The organism is Streptomyces sp. NPDC087422 (genome assembly GCF_044744145.1).
Classification (GTDB): Bacteria; Actinomycetota; Actinomycetes; order Streptomycetales; family Streptomycetaceae; genus Actinacidiphila.
On the sequence record NZ_JBIUXT010000002.1, the window covers coordinates 900,962 to 914,238 of the forward strand.

Here is a 13,277-nt window from a genome sequence, read left to right on the forward strand (position 1 = left end):
GTGAAACTGCAGGTGAGGGGCGGTCTTCCGATGCGGAAGACCGCCCCCACGGCGTTGTGGGAGCCTCCCGGGTGGTCGAGGTTGGAGGCGCGGGCGGCCCAGATGCGGTACGTGCTGACGGCAGGTTCGAAGGATGGGGCTGCGATCAGCGGGGGGACTGAGTCCGACTATTTCAGGAGGCGGAAGCCCGGCTGTTGGGCCCATGCCCTGAGGAACTTCGCTGAGCCGTATGCGGCGGTCCACGGTTCGGTCATCACAGCGAGGTTGCCCGGAGGGACAACCACACGCGAGTTCGGCGTTGGCGACGCCGCCGGCCATGTCCGTGACAGCGGCTGTCAGGGAGGCCGTGACGACGTGGTCGGCGGGGGGCGGGGTGGGGCCCGTCAGGGGTTCCTGGTCCGCCTCGTCGGCGTGTTCGGTGCCGCGGAGCGGACCAGTGCGGGGACGGACTCCGCCGGATCGGTCGCCAATACTGGTCCGGCCGTGGCTCGGAGGGCATCCGGCCGGGTCATCGTCCCCCATGGATCACGCGGATAGCGCGCGAGTTGCTACGCGGCGGGGAACTGGCGGTCAGAGGGCGGTGTTGTACGGGTGGGCGGGGAGGACGCCGGTGAGCTCTCGTTTGGCGAAGGGGGCGGCGGCGTTTCCGGTGCCGAGGTAGCGCCATGTCGTGCCGGTGCTGTCCCGGGTGATGAGGTCGGGCTTGCCGTCGATGTTGCTGTCGCCGATGCCGAACATCTGGGTGTAGACGTTCCAGCCCGGACCGATCTTCGTCCGCGCGGCGAACGTGCCCTTGCCCGTACCGGTGTAGAGCCACAGGACGCCCGCGTTGTCCCGGGCGATCAGGTCACCGGCTGAGGAGCCGGCGACGTTGCCGACCGCGACGATCCGGCTGTAGATGTTCCAGCCCGGCCCGACCTTGACCCGGTCGGAGCCGGTCAGTTGGTGGCTCTCGGGGTAGTACACGGTGTCCTCGCGCCACAGGACGCCGGAACTGTCGCGGGCCAGGATGTCCGGGGAGCCGTTGTCGGTGTAGTCGTGCGGAGCGGGCGGGCGCGCGACGGTGAAGCCGCCGCTCACGTTCAGCGTCGGCCCGAGATTGTCGTACGGCTTCGCCGTGATCTGCCAGGTGTAGGCGCCATTGGGGGCGGAGCCGCTGTCGATCCCCCCGTCCAGTCCATGAAGATCCGCCCGGCCCAGTCCATCCGCACCCAATCGGTGGTGTTGTCGGTCCGGTCCAGATGCCACCGGCCCACGGCTCCCGTCGCGGTGTGGCGCAGGGTGACGGTCACTTCGGCGTTACTGCGGGACAGTTGCCACCGCGCCTTCCACGGCGCCGGGTCGAGAGTCGCCACCGCGGGGACGCTGGAGCCGAGGAGAGCGAGCTTGGTCGGAGCTCCCTTGCTGGCGACCATGTCGGCGACCGGCGCGCCGTCGGGGCCGACGGAAATTCGGTACACGCCCTCGCCCTTGGCGACGGTGCCGCCCGTCACGAGCACCGCGCCGTCCGGCGCGGGGACGACGGTGGTGGCGTGGTCCAGGACCTTGCGCACGGCGCCGCCGCCCACCGGGACGGCCCGCAAGGAGAAGTCCCAGTCGGCCGAGCCCGCCCCGAGCTGTGTGTTCGGACCGAACACCGCCCAGTTCCCTGCCAGGCCGGTCAGGGGGTAGCCGGGACCCAGCGCGGACAGCCGCGTCACCGTGCCCGTGGCCCGGTTCTCCACGCTCAGCACCGGAGCGTTCCCGGTGCTCACGCTGGACACGTACGCCGGGGAAATGGCGGTCGTGAATCCGGCCGAGGCGAGGTGCGACGTGGTCGCGGTACCGGACGCGAGGTCGACCACCGCGAGACCGTCGGCCGTGGTCCCGCCCGCCGCGGAGGTCTTGTAGGACAGCGCGAGCGCGCCGGTCGTGGCGGCCGCCGCCCGCAGTCCGAAGGCACCGCCGGGCAGGCCCGTGACCACCCGGTCGGTCGTGACTCCGTCAGCGACACTCATCAAGTGCGCCTCGGTGCACGTGTCATCCGTGGGATACGGCACCCGGCACGCCACCACCGTCGATCCGACGACCCCTTTCAGGGAGCGGTTCCTCCCCAACGGAACGACCGAGATGTCACCGGTCCCCATGTCGTGCAGTTCCACCCGGTGGTCCGTGTCGTACTCGGTGCCGCGCTCCAGGGCCACGACGTCGGACACCGACCCGTGCATCAAGGTCGCGGTGGACCGGCCGATGTCCCTGCCGAGCGGCGTGGTGGCGCCGCCCGCGTACCGGGTCCACAGCAGGTCGGAGTCCAGGCCGATCGAGAGGAAGCCGGTCGTACCGGCGCTGATGACATCCGCCGGAACCGGCAACGGCGGCGTGGCGCGGGGCGCGAGGCGTGAGGCGTGAGGAGGGACGGTTCGAACGGTACCGATCCGCCGGGAACGTGAATCCTCCGGCGGCCCCCCACGTTCGAATTCGCCAGGATCGTAGCAGTCCACGGTCTTGATCGCCGAGGTCCGCGCGGCGGGCCCGGACTCCGACAACCTGACTGATCTGCGGCTCCGCGCCCCGGCCGACGCCGACAGTGACACCTCCTACCTGGTGATCAACTGCGCGGCGCGAGCCGGGAGTTGGCGCGTGCCGGGGTCAGAAGGTGCCGTTGAGGCCGTACCAATCGGCGCCGGTCCTCGATGCCGTCACCGGTGAAGTCGCCGTGCCGGGTCATCGCCGTCATGGAATTCCAGCCGGGGCCGATCAGCCGTCCGCGACCGCTGCTGCCGGGAACGAACCACAGCCGACCGGCCAGGTCGCGGGACAGCACGTCCGCGTACCGGTCGCCGTCGATGTCCCCGAACCCCGCCTTCACCGGGCTCTTCTCCGCCAGCCACCACCCGTAGGACGGCTCCGTGCACTCGCGCTCGGTCTTGAAGAACTTCAGCGAGGTCATCGTCCGCAGATACGAACCACCCGCGCCTTCCCCCGCACTGCCGGGCTGCTGGCGGGACACCGATCCGGCGAGCCGATGCCCGGCGGTGGTGGGGTACTTGACGCGATCGGGAACGCGGGCGCCGGGCCATTGCCGGTTTGCCTCGGGTGTGGTCAGGCCGGGTGGAGTACCGCCGTGGCGATCTCGCGGACGCGGGCGGGCGTGATTCCGGTGCGCTGTTCGACGGCGAGGGGGTGGTCGGTGGGTTCGAGCTTGATGAAGGGGCGGGTGCCGAGCGGCCGGGTGTGGGCGTTGGTCTTGAGGTCGGTGGTGCTCTCGGGATAGAGGGACAGCTCGGTGCTGAGCCAGCCGAAGTACGGCTTCTCGGCCTCGCGGCCCTCGGTGTCCCACAGGTCGACGGCGCGGGTGAAACTGTCCTTGCTCAGGGAGACCCAGACGCCCCACGAGAAGACGTCCTCGCCGCCGATCACGGGTATCTCGATCAGGCCCTTGATGAAGAAGTGCTGGCCCCTGATGACGCACTGGTCCGACGACAGCATGCTGTTCGTATCGGCCTCGAAGGCGGGGTCCCAGACGTCCGGGGCGGGGGTCGAGTAGCTCATGGGGAGCTCCGCGTGATGGTTTCCGCAGCACGAACACGTGAAGCCGAGATCGTCAGACATGGCGGGATCCTAGTGGTCACGAAGCGCAAGGCCGCACCCCGAGGTTTCGGGCCCGCGCCCCGGGGATTCCCGTTGCCCGTACGCGTCGCCGGGCGCGTACGGGTGGATCGGTTCCGTGCCGGAAGCCGCCGTCCCGCGAGACCTCGGGGCCGGGCGCGGGCCGAGCCGAGCGTGGGACGTGGGACGTGGCGGGAGGGCGGCGGAATCCGTACGTTCCGGCGGTCAGCGTTTGGAGCGGACCAGGCCGGCGTCGTAGGCGAGGATGACGGCTTGGATGCGGTCGCGGGCGCCGATCTTGGCGAGGACGCGGCCGACGTGTTTTTTGACGGTGGACTCGGAGAGGACGAGGTGGCGGGCGATCTCGGAGTTGGTCCAGCCGTTGCCGATGGCGACGAGGACTTCGCGTTCGCGGGCGCTGAGTTCGCGGAGTCGGGGGTCCTGGGCGGCCGGGGAGTCGGGCGGGGTGAGGACGTGGTGGGCGTGGGCGTCGAGGAGGCGGCGGGTGAGGCTGGGGGCGACGACGGCGTCACCGGTGGCCACGGCCTGGATGCCCGAGACAAGTTCCTCGGGGCCCGCGTCCTTGAGGAGGAAGCCGCTGGCCCCGGCGCGCAGGCCCTCGTAGGCGTACTCGTCGAGGTCGAAGGTGGTCACGATGAGGACGCGGGTACGGCCGCCGGCCGCGATGATCTGGCGGGTGGCCTCCAGCCCGTCCATGCCGGGCATGCGGATGTCCATGAGGACGACGTCGGGGCGCAGTTCGGCGGCCATGCGGACGGCCTCGGCGCCGTGGGTGGCCTCGCCGACGGGGGTCACGCCGGGGCTGCCCTCGAGGAGCATGCGCAGGCCGAAGCGCTGCATGGGCTGGTCGTCGACGATCAGCACGGAGGTGGTCATGGCAGGTGGCTTTCCGCCTTGTGGTCGGTGGGGTCGACGGTCGCGTCGAGCTGGACGTCGACGGTCCATCCGGGCTGGTCGGTGGTGGGGCCGATGGTGACCGTACCGCCGTAGAGGGCGACGCGCTGGCGGATGCCGACGAGGCCGTGGCCGTGCTCGTCGTCCCCGGTGGCGGGCGCCGCGGGGCCGGCGGCGTGCGACGGAGGGCCGGTGTCGGTGACGCGGATGCGTACCGTCCCCGCGTCGGCGGTCACGGTGACCTGCGAGGCGGTGGCCGTACCGGCGTGCTTGAGGGTGTTGGTCAGGGCTTCCTGGACGATGCGGTAGACGGTGAGTTGCAGGCCCTCGCCCAGCTTGGCGAGTTCGCCCGTGGTGCGGTACGTGACCGCGAGGCCGGCCGCGCGGACCCGTGCGAGGAGCATGTCGAGGTCGCCGATGCCCGGTTGGGGTCTGAGCCGCCGGTCCGCGGCGTCGTCGTCCCCGCGCAGGACGCCGAGCACGCGGCGCAGTTCGCCCAGCGCCTGCCGCCCGGTGTCGCCGACCATGCGCAGGACCGGGGTCGAGCTCTCGTTGTTGCGGGCGGCGAGCGTCGAGGCGCCGTCGGCGAGGGTGACCATGACGGAGAGGTTGTGGCCGACGATGTCGTGCATCTCGCGGGCGATACGGGTGCGTTCGGCGGCGGCGGTGAGCCTCGCGCGCTGGTCCCGTTCGACCTCCAGGCGCCGGGCGCGGTCCTCCAGCGCGGTCAGGTACAACCTGCGGGTCCGCAGGGTCAGACCGGTGGCGACGGCGGCGGTCACCAGTCCGAGGAGGAAGAAGAGGACGAGGAACTCGCTGCCCGCGGGCTCCAGGGCGAAGACGTCGACCACGTTCGCGGCGGCGGCCACGGCGGTGGCCCAGCCCAGCACGCGCGGGGAGCTGTGCCGGGCGACATTGTGCAGGGCGATGAGCGGGCTGAACGAGGCGACGAGCCCGGCGTCCATCGCGGACTGGACGAGGAAGGCGGCGATCGTCACGACCAGCACGGTGGCCGGGGCGCGGCGGCGCCACCACAGCGGCAGGACGAGCGCGGCGAACAGCACGTAGAGGGTGGCGGTCGACGGCGCCCCGTGCGCGTCGGCCGCCGCGACGGCCGCGGGCGCGCCGCCGGAGAGCAGGTTGGGCAGGCAGACGCCCGCGAAGAGCAGGACGACCGCGGTGTCCAGCAGCCAGGGGTGCCGCCGGTCGTACTCCCGCAGGAGGCCGCTGGCTCGCAGCATGAGGTTCAGGACCGGGTGCCCCAGGGCGGCCTCGGGACCGAGGGACGGCACCGGCGTCCCCCGGTCCGGGGCGGCGAAGGCGGTTCGGGGGTCGCGGTCGGAGAATCCGGCCCCGGGGCCCCGGTCCCGGGCGGAGACCTCGACGCGGGGGTTCCGCCTCCTGGCCAGAAACCCGACCCTGAGATCCCGCCTCCCGGCCAGGAACCGCGCCCTGACATCCCGGCCACGAGCCGCGAGCCCGTCCCTGACATCCCGGCCACGAGCCGCGATCGTGGCCCTGACATCCCGGCCCCGGGCCGCGATCGTGGCCCTGAAGTCCCGGTCCCGGTGCATAAGCCTCATTGTCACCGCTGGTGACCCTTCCGACGAACGACGAACGGTCGGCCGCCGCGACGATCAGACGTCGGACCGCTTCAGCCGGATGGCTGCGGCGCCCAGGGCCACCGCCACCCAGGCGGCGAAGACGGCGAGTCCCGCGCCGGGCGACAGGGAGTCCGACGCCTTGTGCAGGGCGTAGATCGCCGAGCCCGCGTTGCCGGGGGTGTACCGCTCGACCGCGTCCTGGAGCGAGTCGGGCAGCAGCGCGGTCAGGCCGGGCAGCAGCATCAGCAGGCCGACCAGGGCGGCGATGCTCCCGGAGGCGGAGCGGATCAGCGTCCCCAGGGCCACGCCGAACACGGCGAACAGCGCGAGGTAGACACCGGCGCCGACCAGGCCGCGCAGCACGCCCTCGTCGCCCAGGGACAGCGCGATGTCGTCGCCGCGCAGGCTCGCCGCGCCCAGGCCGAAGGTGACCACGGCGGCGACCGCGGTGAGGACCAGGACCAGCGAGCCGATCACGGCGCTCTTCGACGCCAGGACCGGCCACCGGCGCGGCACCGCCACGTAGGTCGAACGGACCATGCCGGTGCTGTACTCGCCCGCGGACATCATCACCCCGAGCACGCCGACGATCAGGCCGGTGACGCCCGCGCCCGTCAGCGCGAGGCCGACCGGGTCGTCGGGCGTCCCGGTCGCGTCGGCGCCGGGGGGACGGTAGACGGCGGCGGCGATCACGCCGAAGGCGACGAGTACGGCGACCGAGGCCCCCAGGGTGATCCAACTGGAGCGCAGCGAAAGGAACTTGCTCAGCTCCGAGCGCAGGACGCGGCGGCCGGTCACCCCCTGCCCGTCCCGGTCGGCGCGTACGGCGACGGCGATCGTGTCGGTGGTCATCAGGCGGCCTTCCGCTCAGTGCCCGCGGGGTCGCTGTGGTACTCCACGGAGTCATGGGTGAGGCGCATGAAGGCCGTCTCCAACGAGACGGTCTGCGGGGCCAGTTCGTACAGCGCGATCCCGCAGTGCGCGGCGACCGTACCGATGTCGCGGGCCGCCCAGCCGTGGACGAGCAACTCCTCGTCGGAGGAGGACGTGATGGTGACGCCGGGCGCGGCCAGCGCGTCCCGCAGCCGGGCGGCCTCGCCGCTGACAACCCGCACCCCGCCGCCGCCGGCCTGGTGCGTGAAGTCCTTGAGCGAGGTGTCGGCGAGGAGCCGTCCGCGCCCGATGACCACGAGGTGATCGGCGATCAGCTCCATCTCGCTCATCAGGTGCGAGGAGAGCATCACGGCCCGGCCCTCGGCGGCCAGCCCGGTCAGCAGATTGCGCACCCACAGCACGCCCTCGGGGTCGAGGCCGTTGACCGGCTCGTCGAGCATGACGGCCTCGGGGTCGCCGAGCAGGGCGGCGGCGATGCCGAGCCGCTGGCCCATGCCGAGCGAGAACGCGCCCACCCGCTTGCCCGCCACGCTGCCGAGTCCCGCCAGTTCGATGACCTCGTCCACCCGGCCGCGCGGAATGCCGTGCGTGAGCGCGAGCGCCTTCAGGTGCCCGAACGCGCTGCGCCCCGGGTGGACCCCCTTGGCGTCGAGCAGGACACCGATCTGGCGCAACGGCGCCCGGTGCCGGGCGTACGGGCGGCCCCCGACGGTCGCCGAGCCCCGGGTCGGGGCGTCCAGGCCGACGATCATGCGCATCGTCGTCGACTTCCCCGCGCCGTTCGGCCCGAGGAAGCCCGTCACCTCACCGGGCTTCACGGAGAACGACAGCCGGTCGACCACCGTCTTGTCCCCGTACCGCTTCGTCAGTTCACGCACTTCGATCATCGGCCTCTGGTCCCCTGGTCCTCTCACGTCCCGCGCGCACGCCTCGCGTACGGAACTCACGCGCTCACCGCGTTCGCAGCAGTCGTCGCACTCATCGCGCTCGTCGCACTCCTCGCACTCATCGCACTCCTCGCACTCGTCGAGAACGCGGCGCGACCCGCACCTTCGACGTTACGAGGGCGGGCGGGGCGATCCCTGGAACCGTGGGAGACCCTTCGGCACGGCACTGGTACCGCGGTACCAGTGCGCTCTCATCACCCAGAACGACGGGCGGCGCTCACGGCGTGACGAGGGGGAAGTCCGGGTCCGGGGTGGCGAGGAGGGAGAGGAGGCGGGAGAGGGTGTCGGGGGTGCCCTCGGTGGTGACGTTGTCGAGGTTCCGGGTGGCGAGGGCGGTGAGGAGCTGGGCTTGGGTGAGGGTCAGGGTGAGGTCCGCGGTGGTGGCGGTGGGGGCGCCGGGAGTGGACCGGTAGGTGAGGGCGCCGTTGGACAGGGTCAGGCGCCAGGTGCGGCGGTGGTCGGTGACGTGCCAGTCCATCGTCAGCCGGGTGTCCCAGGCGCGGGGGCCGTCGACGCGGACGGCGAGGGAGTCGATGAGCTGGTCGACGGTGAGGGCCATGGCCATCTCGGGGTTGGCGGTGTCGAGGCGGACCTTGGCGAGGCGGCCGCGCAGCTCCATGGCGCCGGTGAGGTAGAAGTTGCGCCAGGTGCCGTTCTCCGCGCCCTGGCCGAGGCGGTCGTAGACGGCGGCCAGCGCCTCGCGCGCGCCCCGGTGTCCGGGCTCGGCGAACACGGCGTGGTTGAGGAGCGTGGCGGCGAACCGCAGGTCGTCGGCGTCGGCGTACTCCCGTCCCTTGGCCACGAGGGCGTCGGTGCCGCCGTAGTCGGCGGCGAAGCGGCGGGCCTGCTCGACCGGCGGGTGCTCCCACAGGTGGGCCGGGTTGCCGTCGAACCAGCCCATGTAGCGCTGGTAGACCGCCTTGACGTTGTGCGAGACCGAGCCGTAGTAGCCGCGGGCCGCCCACGTACGTTCCAGAGCGGGCGGGAGGGTGAGCTCCTCGGCGATCTCCGGGCCGGTCAGGCCCTGGTTGATGAGCCGCAGGGTCTGGTCGTGGAGGTAGGAGTAGAGGTCGCGCTGCCCGGTGAGGAACGCGGTGATCTCCTCCTGTCCCCAGGTGGGCCAGTGGTGCGAGGCGAAGACGACGTCCGCCTTGCCCTCGAACATCGCCAGGGCCCCGGAGAGGTAGTGTGCCCAGATCCGGGGGTCGCGGACGACCGCGCCGCGCAGGGTCAGCACATTGTGCAGCGTGTGGGTGGCGTTCTCGGCCATGCACAGGGCCCGGTGGTCGGGGAAGAGGAAGTTCATCTCCGAGGGGGCCTCGGTGCCGGGGGTGAGCTGGAAGGCGATGCGTACGCCGTCGACCGTCTCCTCCTGCCCGGTGCTGGTGATGTGCACCGTCGGCGGCACCAGGCTGATCGTGCCGGTCGAGGTCGTCGCGCCGAGACCGGCGCCGATCTGGCCCGCCGGTCCCTTGGGCAGCTCCGCCCCGTACATGTAGACCGCACGGCGGGTCATCGCGGTGCCCGCGTACACGTTCTCCGCGACCGCGTGCTCCAGGAATCCGGCCGGGGCCAGGACCGGGATGTCCTGCTCGCTGCCGTGCGGGACGATGGCGCGCGAGCCGCCGAAGTGGTCGCCGTGGGAGTGGGTGTAGACCAATCCGGTGACCGGGCGGTCGCCGCGGTGCTCGCGGTACAGCGCCAGGGCCGCCGCCGCGGTCTCCGTCGAGATCAGCGGGTCGATGACGACGACGCCGCGCTCCCCCTCGACCAGGGTCATGTTCGACAGGTCGAACCCCCTGACCTGGTAGATCCCCCGCGTGACCTCGTACAGGCCGTACCGGGCGCAGAGCTGCCCCTGCCGCCACAGCGACGGATTCGCGGTCGGCGGGCACTGCGCCGCCGTCATGAACGCGTACGCCCCGCAGTCCCACACCACGGACCCGTCCTCGGCCGTCACCGCGGTGGACGCGGGCGCGGCGACGAAGCCGCGGTCGGCGTTCGCGAAGTCCCGGACGTCGTCGAAAGGGAGGTCAGCCATGAGATGAGGCTAGGGCGCTATGCGGCTTTTGTCCTCAGGGCGCCGAAGTGAATCGCTGAGGTCAACAGGGGGCGGCGGCCCCGGGGGGCCGGGCGGGGTCAGATACCGGCCGTGCGGGGCGGGACGCGGAGCGCCAGCAGGGCGGTGTCGTCGCTCGCCCACCCACCGCTGTGGTCGTCGAGGACGCGGCCGATCCGCTGGACGACGGAAGGGGCGTCCATGCCGTGGCAGGCGGCGAGGGCGGCGGCGAGATTCTCCTCGCCGAACAGCGGCCGCGGTGCTCCCGGGACGATGGGGCGGGGACGGGCCTCGGTGGCGCCGTCGGTGTAGAGCAGAAGCGTGTCGCCGGGCGCGAGCCGGAAGCGGACGTCGGTGAGGTGCACGTCGGGCAGGACGCCCAGCAGGCTGCCGCGGCGGCCCGACTCCTGGACGCGGCCGTCGGCGCGCAGGATCAGGGCGGGCGGGTGCCCGGCGGTGCACAGCCGGCCGGACACGCCGGTGGCGGTGGTACGGAAGGTGGCGTGCACGGCGGTCAGGAACCGGCCGTCCGTGCGCTGGTCGAGCAGCGCGGAATTGAGGTGGTCGAGGACCACGGCGGGCGACAGGTGTTGCGTGGCCTGCGCGCGCAGGGTGTACCGGGCCAGCGCCGTGACCTTGGCGGCCTCCGGGCCCTTCCCGCACACGTCGCCCATCGTGGCGCACCACCAGGGGCCGCGGGCCTGGAAGAGGTCGTAGAAGTCGCCGACGACCATGCCGCCGTCCGCCGGGGTGTACGAGGCGGCGGCGTCCAGACCGGAGACCGTCGGCAGGACGGGCGGCAGGAAACTGTCCTGGAGGCTGCGTACGAGGTCGGTGGTCGCGGCCAGCGCGGTGCGCGCCGTCTCCAGCGAGGTCCGCAGATTGATCTCGTTGCCGACCGCCCGCGCGAGGGTGGCCAGCGTGGCCAGTTCCGTCGGGCGCCAGGCGTGCGGGCGGTCGTCGATCACGCACATGCTGCCCAGCACCTCGCCGCCCGGTCCGAGGATCGGGTAACCCGCCCACGCGCCGATCTTCATCGGCTGTACGGAGGGGTGGTCGCGGGTGCGCGGGTCGGTGGCCGCGTCCTCGACGGCGAAGGGCTCGCCGTCCAGGCCGACCAGGAAGTAGCAGAAGCTCTCCCGCACCGGATTCTGCCGCCCCGCGATCTCCGTGATGTCGACCCCGACGCACGACTTCCAGAACGAGCGGCGCTCGTCGACCAGCGTGATGAACGCCCGGGAGCAGCCGGTCACCGCACCGGCCAGGGCCGCCAGGTCCTCGAACTCCGGCTCGGGACCGGTGTCCAGCAGGCCGGTCGCCGCCACCGCGGCCAGCCGCCTCGGATCGTCGAGCGCGGCGGGCAGCCCGTCCGCCCGCAGCCCGCCCCGGAAAGCCACACCCTGCATCGCAGCGCCCTCCCGGACGATCCCGGCCACCCGCGACCGGGGGCCAGAGAGGAGCCGCCGCGCACACCGACGGACGCCAAACATTTGACGTATGGCAACAATAACCACGGACGGGGGCGGGGAGCGGCCGTGCGGGCCACATTCTCCCGCCGCGGGAGGCCGGGCGGCGGCGGGGAGCCGGGCACGCCACGGCCACGGGCACCGCGCCGCCGAGCGGTGTGATCGTGAGCACAGGGGCCGCGGGCGCGGCCGGTGCCTGGTCCGGGCCTGATCCGGGAGCGGCCGGGGCGTGGCCGGTGCCTGATCGGGGCCTGATCCGGGAGCGGCCGGTGGCTGGTCCGGGCCCGGTCGGGGAGGCCGGGCGTCGGGGGCGGGCGTAGAGACGTACCGCGGGGGCGTACGTACGCGGGCACGTACGCCCCTCCCGCCGCGGCCGGGACCCGCGCACCGGCTTGTCGGGGCACCGGCCGCCCACCCGCCCGAGGCCGGGCCGGGCTCAGCCCGGAAGCGTCCACGCCTGGTTCGCGCCCCCGTCGCAGTCCCAGATCTGCAACCGCGTCCAGTCGGCCGTCGAGAAGCCCGGATCGTCGAGGCAGCGGCCCGACCGCGGATTGAGCAGCGGCCCGTCGGACCGCGCGACCCAGCGCTGATTCGCGCCGCCGTCGCAGTCCCAGAGTTCCACGAGGGCGCCGTTGGCGGTGGCGGCCCCGGTGATGTCGAGGCAGCCGCCCAGCGCGCGGACCGCACCGCCCGCGCCGGGAGTGACCGTCCACTTCTGCGCGGCCGTGCCGTTGCAGGTGTAGAGCTGGACGGCCGTGCCGTTCGCGGTGCCGCTGTTCGCGATGTCGACGCACTTGCCGGGGATGCCGGAGGTGATCGCGCCTGCCGTCGTGACGCGGGCCCGGCGCCTCACGCACGGGCCCGCGGCGGCGACCTCAGTGCCGCTGCGTCGGGAACCGTCCGCACAGCCAGTTGCCCGGCTCCGCCGGGTCGTCGCTGATCCAGAACTGGCGCCACAGCAGGGTGAATTCCTCACGGCTGAGGTGGCCGTCCCCGTTGAGGTCGAGGAGTTCGAAGACGCCGGTCATGTCGACGGGCCGGCCGTTCCAGGTCTCCACGAGCGTGCGGTGCTCCTCCGGGGAGATGACGCCGTCACCGTTGGCGTCCACGGCCTCGAACACGGTGTCGGCGGTGGCGACGACGTCCGCGATCATCGTGGGCAACCGGTCGACGAGCGCGAGCAGTTCACCCCAGTCGACCGCGCCGTCCCCATTGGTGTCGCCGGTCTCCAGCAGCGCCGCCCACCAGCCCATCAGCAGCGTCTCGACGCGTGCGCGCAACTCCGTGCCCGGCGCCACCGCGGGCAGCCGGTTCCAGCGGGCGACGAGCGCCCTGAAGTCCTCCTCGCGCAGGTAGCCGTCACCGTCGGCGTCGAACGCGCCGAACATCCCCCTGAGCTTCTGCTCCTGAAACGCGCTGGCCATGAGCGGTCCCCCTCGACCTCGACCCGAACCACGAAGCACCCGTGCCCGCCGCCGCGCGGCGACAGCGGGCAACAATCAACGGTAGGCCGGGACGCGCTCGCGCCACCACAAGCACATATGTATGGACATTCACCCTTTGGGGCCAGCGGTGCCCCCGCCCCCAACGCCCGTCCGCCGCGCGGCAGTCGACCCCTGACGGATGCGCGAAGACGCCGGACGGCCGCGTCCGCTCCGCGGCCCCCACCTGGCACCTCACCGCCTGCGTGGTCCTCGCGAACGCCTAGGTGTATTGACCTGGAGGGTTGTTGACGCGGGTGATGGGTGGCTGGCCGCCGAGTGCGGTGTGGGTGCGGTGGTGGTTGTAGGTGTGGAGGAAGTCT

Annotated in this window: 13 protein-coding genes and 1 pseudogene; all 14 read right to left on the reverse strand. The window is 72.5% G+C overall.

Going from position 1 to position 13,277, the window contains the following annotated elements:
• Window positions 1-167: 167 nt before the first annotated feature.
• Window positions 168-284: a DUF6368 family protein gene (locus ACIO6U_RS09730; RefSeq protein WP_401717083.1), complete on the reverse strand. Its 117-nt coding sequence runs from the start codon at window positions 282-284 to the stop codon at window positions 168-170.
• Between the two features lie 286 nt (window positions 285-570).
• Window positions 571-1,080, reverse strand: a complete 510-nt coding sequence (locus tag ACIO6U_RS09735; RefSeq protein WP_401717086.1) for a hypothetical protein — start codon at window positions 1,078-1,080, stop codon at window positions 571-573.
• A 2-nt stretch (window positions 1,081-1,082) separates the two neighbouring features.
• Complete coding sequence (locus ACIO6U_RS09740; RefSeq protein WP_401717088.1) at window positions 1,083-2,351, reverse strand: hypothetical protein; 1,269 nt, start codon at window positions 2,349-2,351, stop codon at window positions 1,083-1,085.
• 236 nt (window positions 2,352-2,587) lie between these two features.
• Window positions 2,588-2,929, reverse strand: coding sequence for an FG-GAP repeat domain-containing protein (locus ACIO6U_RS09745; RefSeq protein ID WP_401717091.1), 342 nt, complete (start codon window positions 2,927-2,929; stop codon window positions 2,588-2,590).
• A gap of 152 nt (window positions 2,930-3,081) precedes the next feature.
• Entirely contained in the window at window positions 3,082-3,531 is a 450-nt protein-coding gene (locus ACIO6U_RS09750) for a DUF2199 domain-containing protein (protein ID WP_391042555.1), read from the reverse strand.
• Between the two features lie 282 nt (window positions 3,532-3,813).
• The gene (locus tag ACIO6U_RS09755; protein WP_355335994.1) at window positions 3,814-4,485 is read right to left on the reverse strand and encodes a response regulator transcription factor; all 672 of its coding nucleotides are present in this window, start codon (window positions 4,483-4,485) and stop codon (window positions 3,814-3,816) included.
• Window positions 4,482-5,744 (reverse strand): histidine kinase, encoded by a 1,263-nt coding sequence (locus ACIO6U_RS09760; protein WP_391159316.1) that lies wholly within the window; start codon window positions 5,742-5,744, stop codon window positions 4,482-4,484. The genes ACIO6U_RS09755 and ACIO6U_RS09760 overlap by 4 nt, the downstream gene beginning before the upstream one ends.
• A 396-nt stretch (window positions 5,745-6,140) precedes the next feature.
• Window positions 6,141-6,959 carry an ABC transporter permease subunit gene (locus ACIO6U_RS09765; RefSeq protein WP_391042550.1) on the reverse strand — a complete coding sequence of 273 codons (819 nt, stop codon included), beginning with the start codon at window positions 6,957-6,959 and terminating at the stop codon, window positions 6,141-6,143.
• Window positions 6,959-7,888, reverse strand: coding sequence for an ABC transporter ATP-binding protein (locus ACIO6U_RS09770; RefSeq protein WP_355335988.1), 930 nt, complete (start codon window positions 7,886-7,888; stop codon window positions 6,959-6,961). The genes ACIO6U_RS09765 and ACIO6U_RS09770 overlap by 1 nt, the downstream gene beginning before the upstream one ends.
• 277 nt (window positions 7,889-8,165) lie before the next feature.
• On the reverse strand, window positions 8,166-9,989 hold the full coding sequence (locus tag ACIO6U_RS09775; protein WP_401717096.1) for an alkyl/aryl-sulfatase: 1,824 nt from the start codon (window positions 9,987-9,989) through the stop codon (window positions 8,166-8,168).
• A 98-nt stretch (window positions 9,990-10,087) separates the two neighbouring features.
• Window positions 10,088-11,413: a PP2C family protein-serine/threonine phosphatase gene (locus ACIO6U_RS09780; protein ID WP_401717099.1), complete on the reverse strand. Its 1,326-nt coding sequence runs from the start codon at window positions 11,411-11,413 to the stop codon at window positions 10,088-10,090.
• Between the two features lie 496 nt (window positions 11,414-11,909).
• On the reverse strand, window positions 11,910-12,326 hold the full coding sequence (locus ACIO6U_RS09785; protein ID WP_401717102.1) for a ricin-type beta-trefoil lectin domain protein: 417 nt from the start codon (window positions 12,324-12,326) through the stop codon (window positions 11,910-11,912).
• 22 nt (window positions 12,327-12,348) lie between these two features.
• Window positions 12,349-12,897: an EF-hand domain-containing protein gene (locus tag ACIO6U_RS09790; RefSeq protein ID WP_355335982.1), complete on the reverse strand. Its 549-nt coding sequence runs from the start codon at window positions 12,895-12,897 to the stop codon at window positions 12,349-12,351.
• A 280-nt stretch (window positions 12,898-13,177) separates the two neighbouring features.
• Window positions 13,178-13,277, reverse strand: a pseudogene (locus ACIO6U_RS09795) (IS481 family transposase); the annotation flags it as partial.

Excerpts from the sequence above, each read along its gene's own strand:
- ACIO6U_RS09745 (WP_401717091.1), bottom strand. The coding sequence starts at position 2,929 with ATGACCTCGCTGAAGTTCTTCAAGACCGAGCGCGAGTGCACGGAGCCG.
- ACIO6U_RS09750 (WP_391042555.1), bottom strand. The coding sequence starts at position 3,531 with ATGAGCTACTCGACCCCCGCCCCGGACGTCTGGGACCCCGCCTTCGAG.
- ACIO6U_RS09755 (WP_355335994.1), bottom strand. The coding sequence starts at position 4,485 with ATGACCACCTCCGTGCTGATCGTCGACGACCAGCCCATGCAGCGCTTC.
- ACIO6U_RS09760 (WP_391159316.1), bottom strand. The coding sequence starts at position 5,744 with ATGCTGCGAGCCAGCGGCCTCCTGCGGGAGTACGACCGGCGGCACCCC.
- ACIO6U_RS09765 (WP_391042550.1), bottom strand. The coding sequence starts at position 6,959 with ATGACCACCGACACGATCGCCGTCGCCGTACGCGCCGACCGGGACGGG.
- ACIO6U_RS09770 (WP_355335988.1), bottom strand. The coding sequence starts at position 7,888 with ATGATCGAAGTGCGTGAACTGACGAAGCGGTACGGGGACAAGACGGTG.
- ACIO6U_RS09775 (WP_401717096.1), bottom strand. The coding sequence starts at position 9,989 with ATGGCTGACCTCCCTTTCGACGACGTCCGGGACTTCGCGAACGCCGAC.
- ACIO6U_RS09780 (WP_401717099.1), bottom strand. The coding sequence starts at position 11,413 with ATGCAGGGTGTGGCTTTCCGGGGCGGGCTGCGGGCGGACGGGCTGCCC.
- ACIO6U_RS09790 (WP_355335982.1), bottom strand. The coding sequence starts at position 12,897 with ATGGCCAGCGCGTTTCAGGAGCAGAAGCTCAGGGGGATGTTCGGCGCG.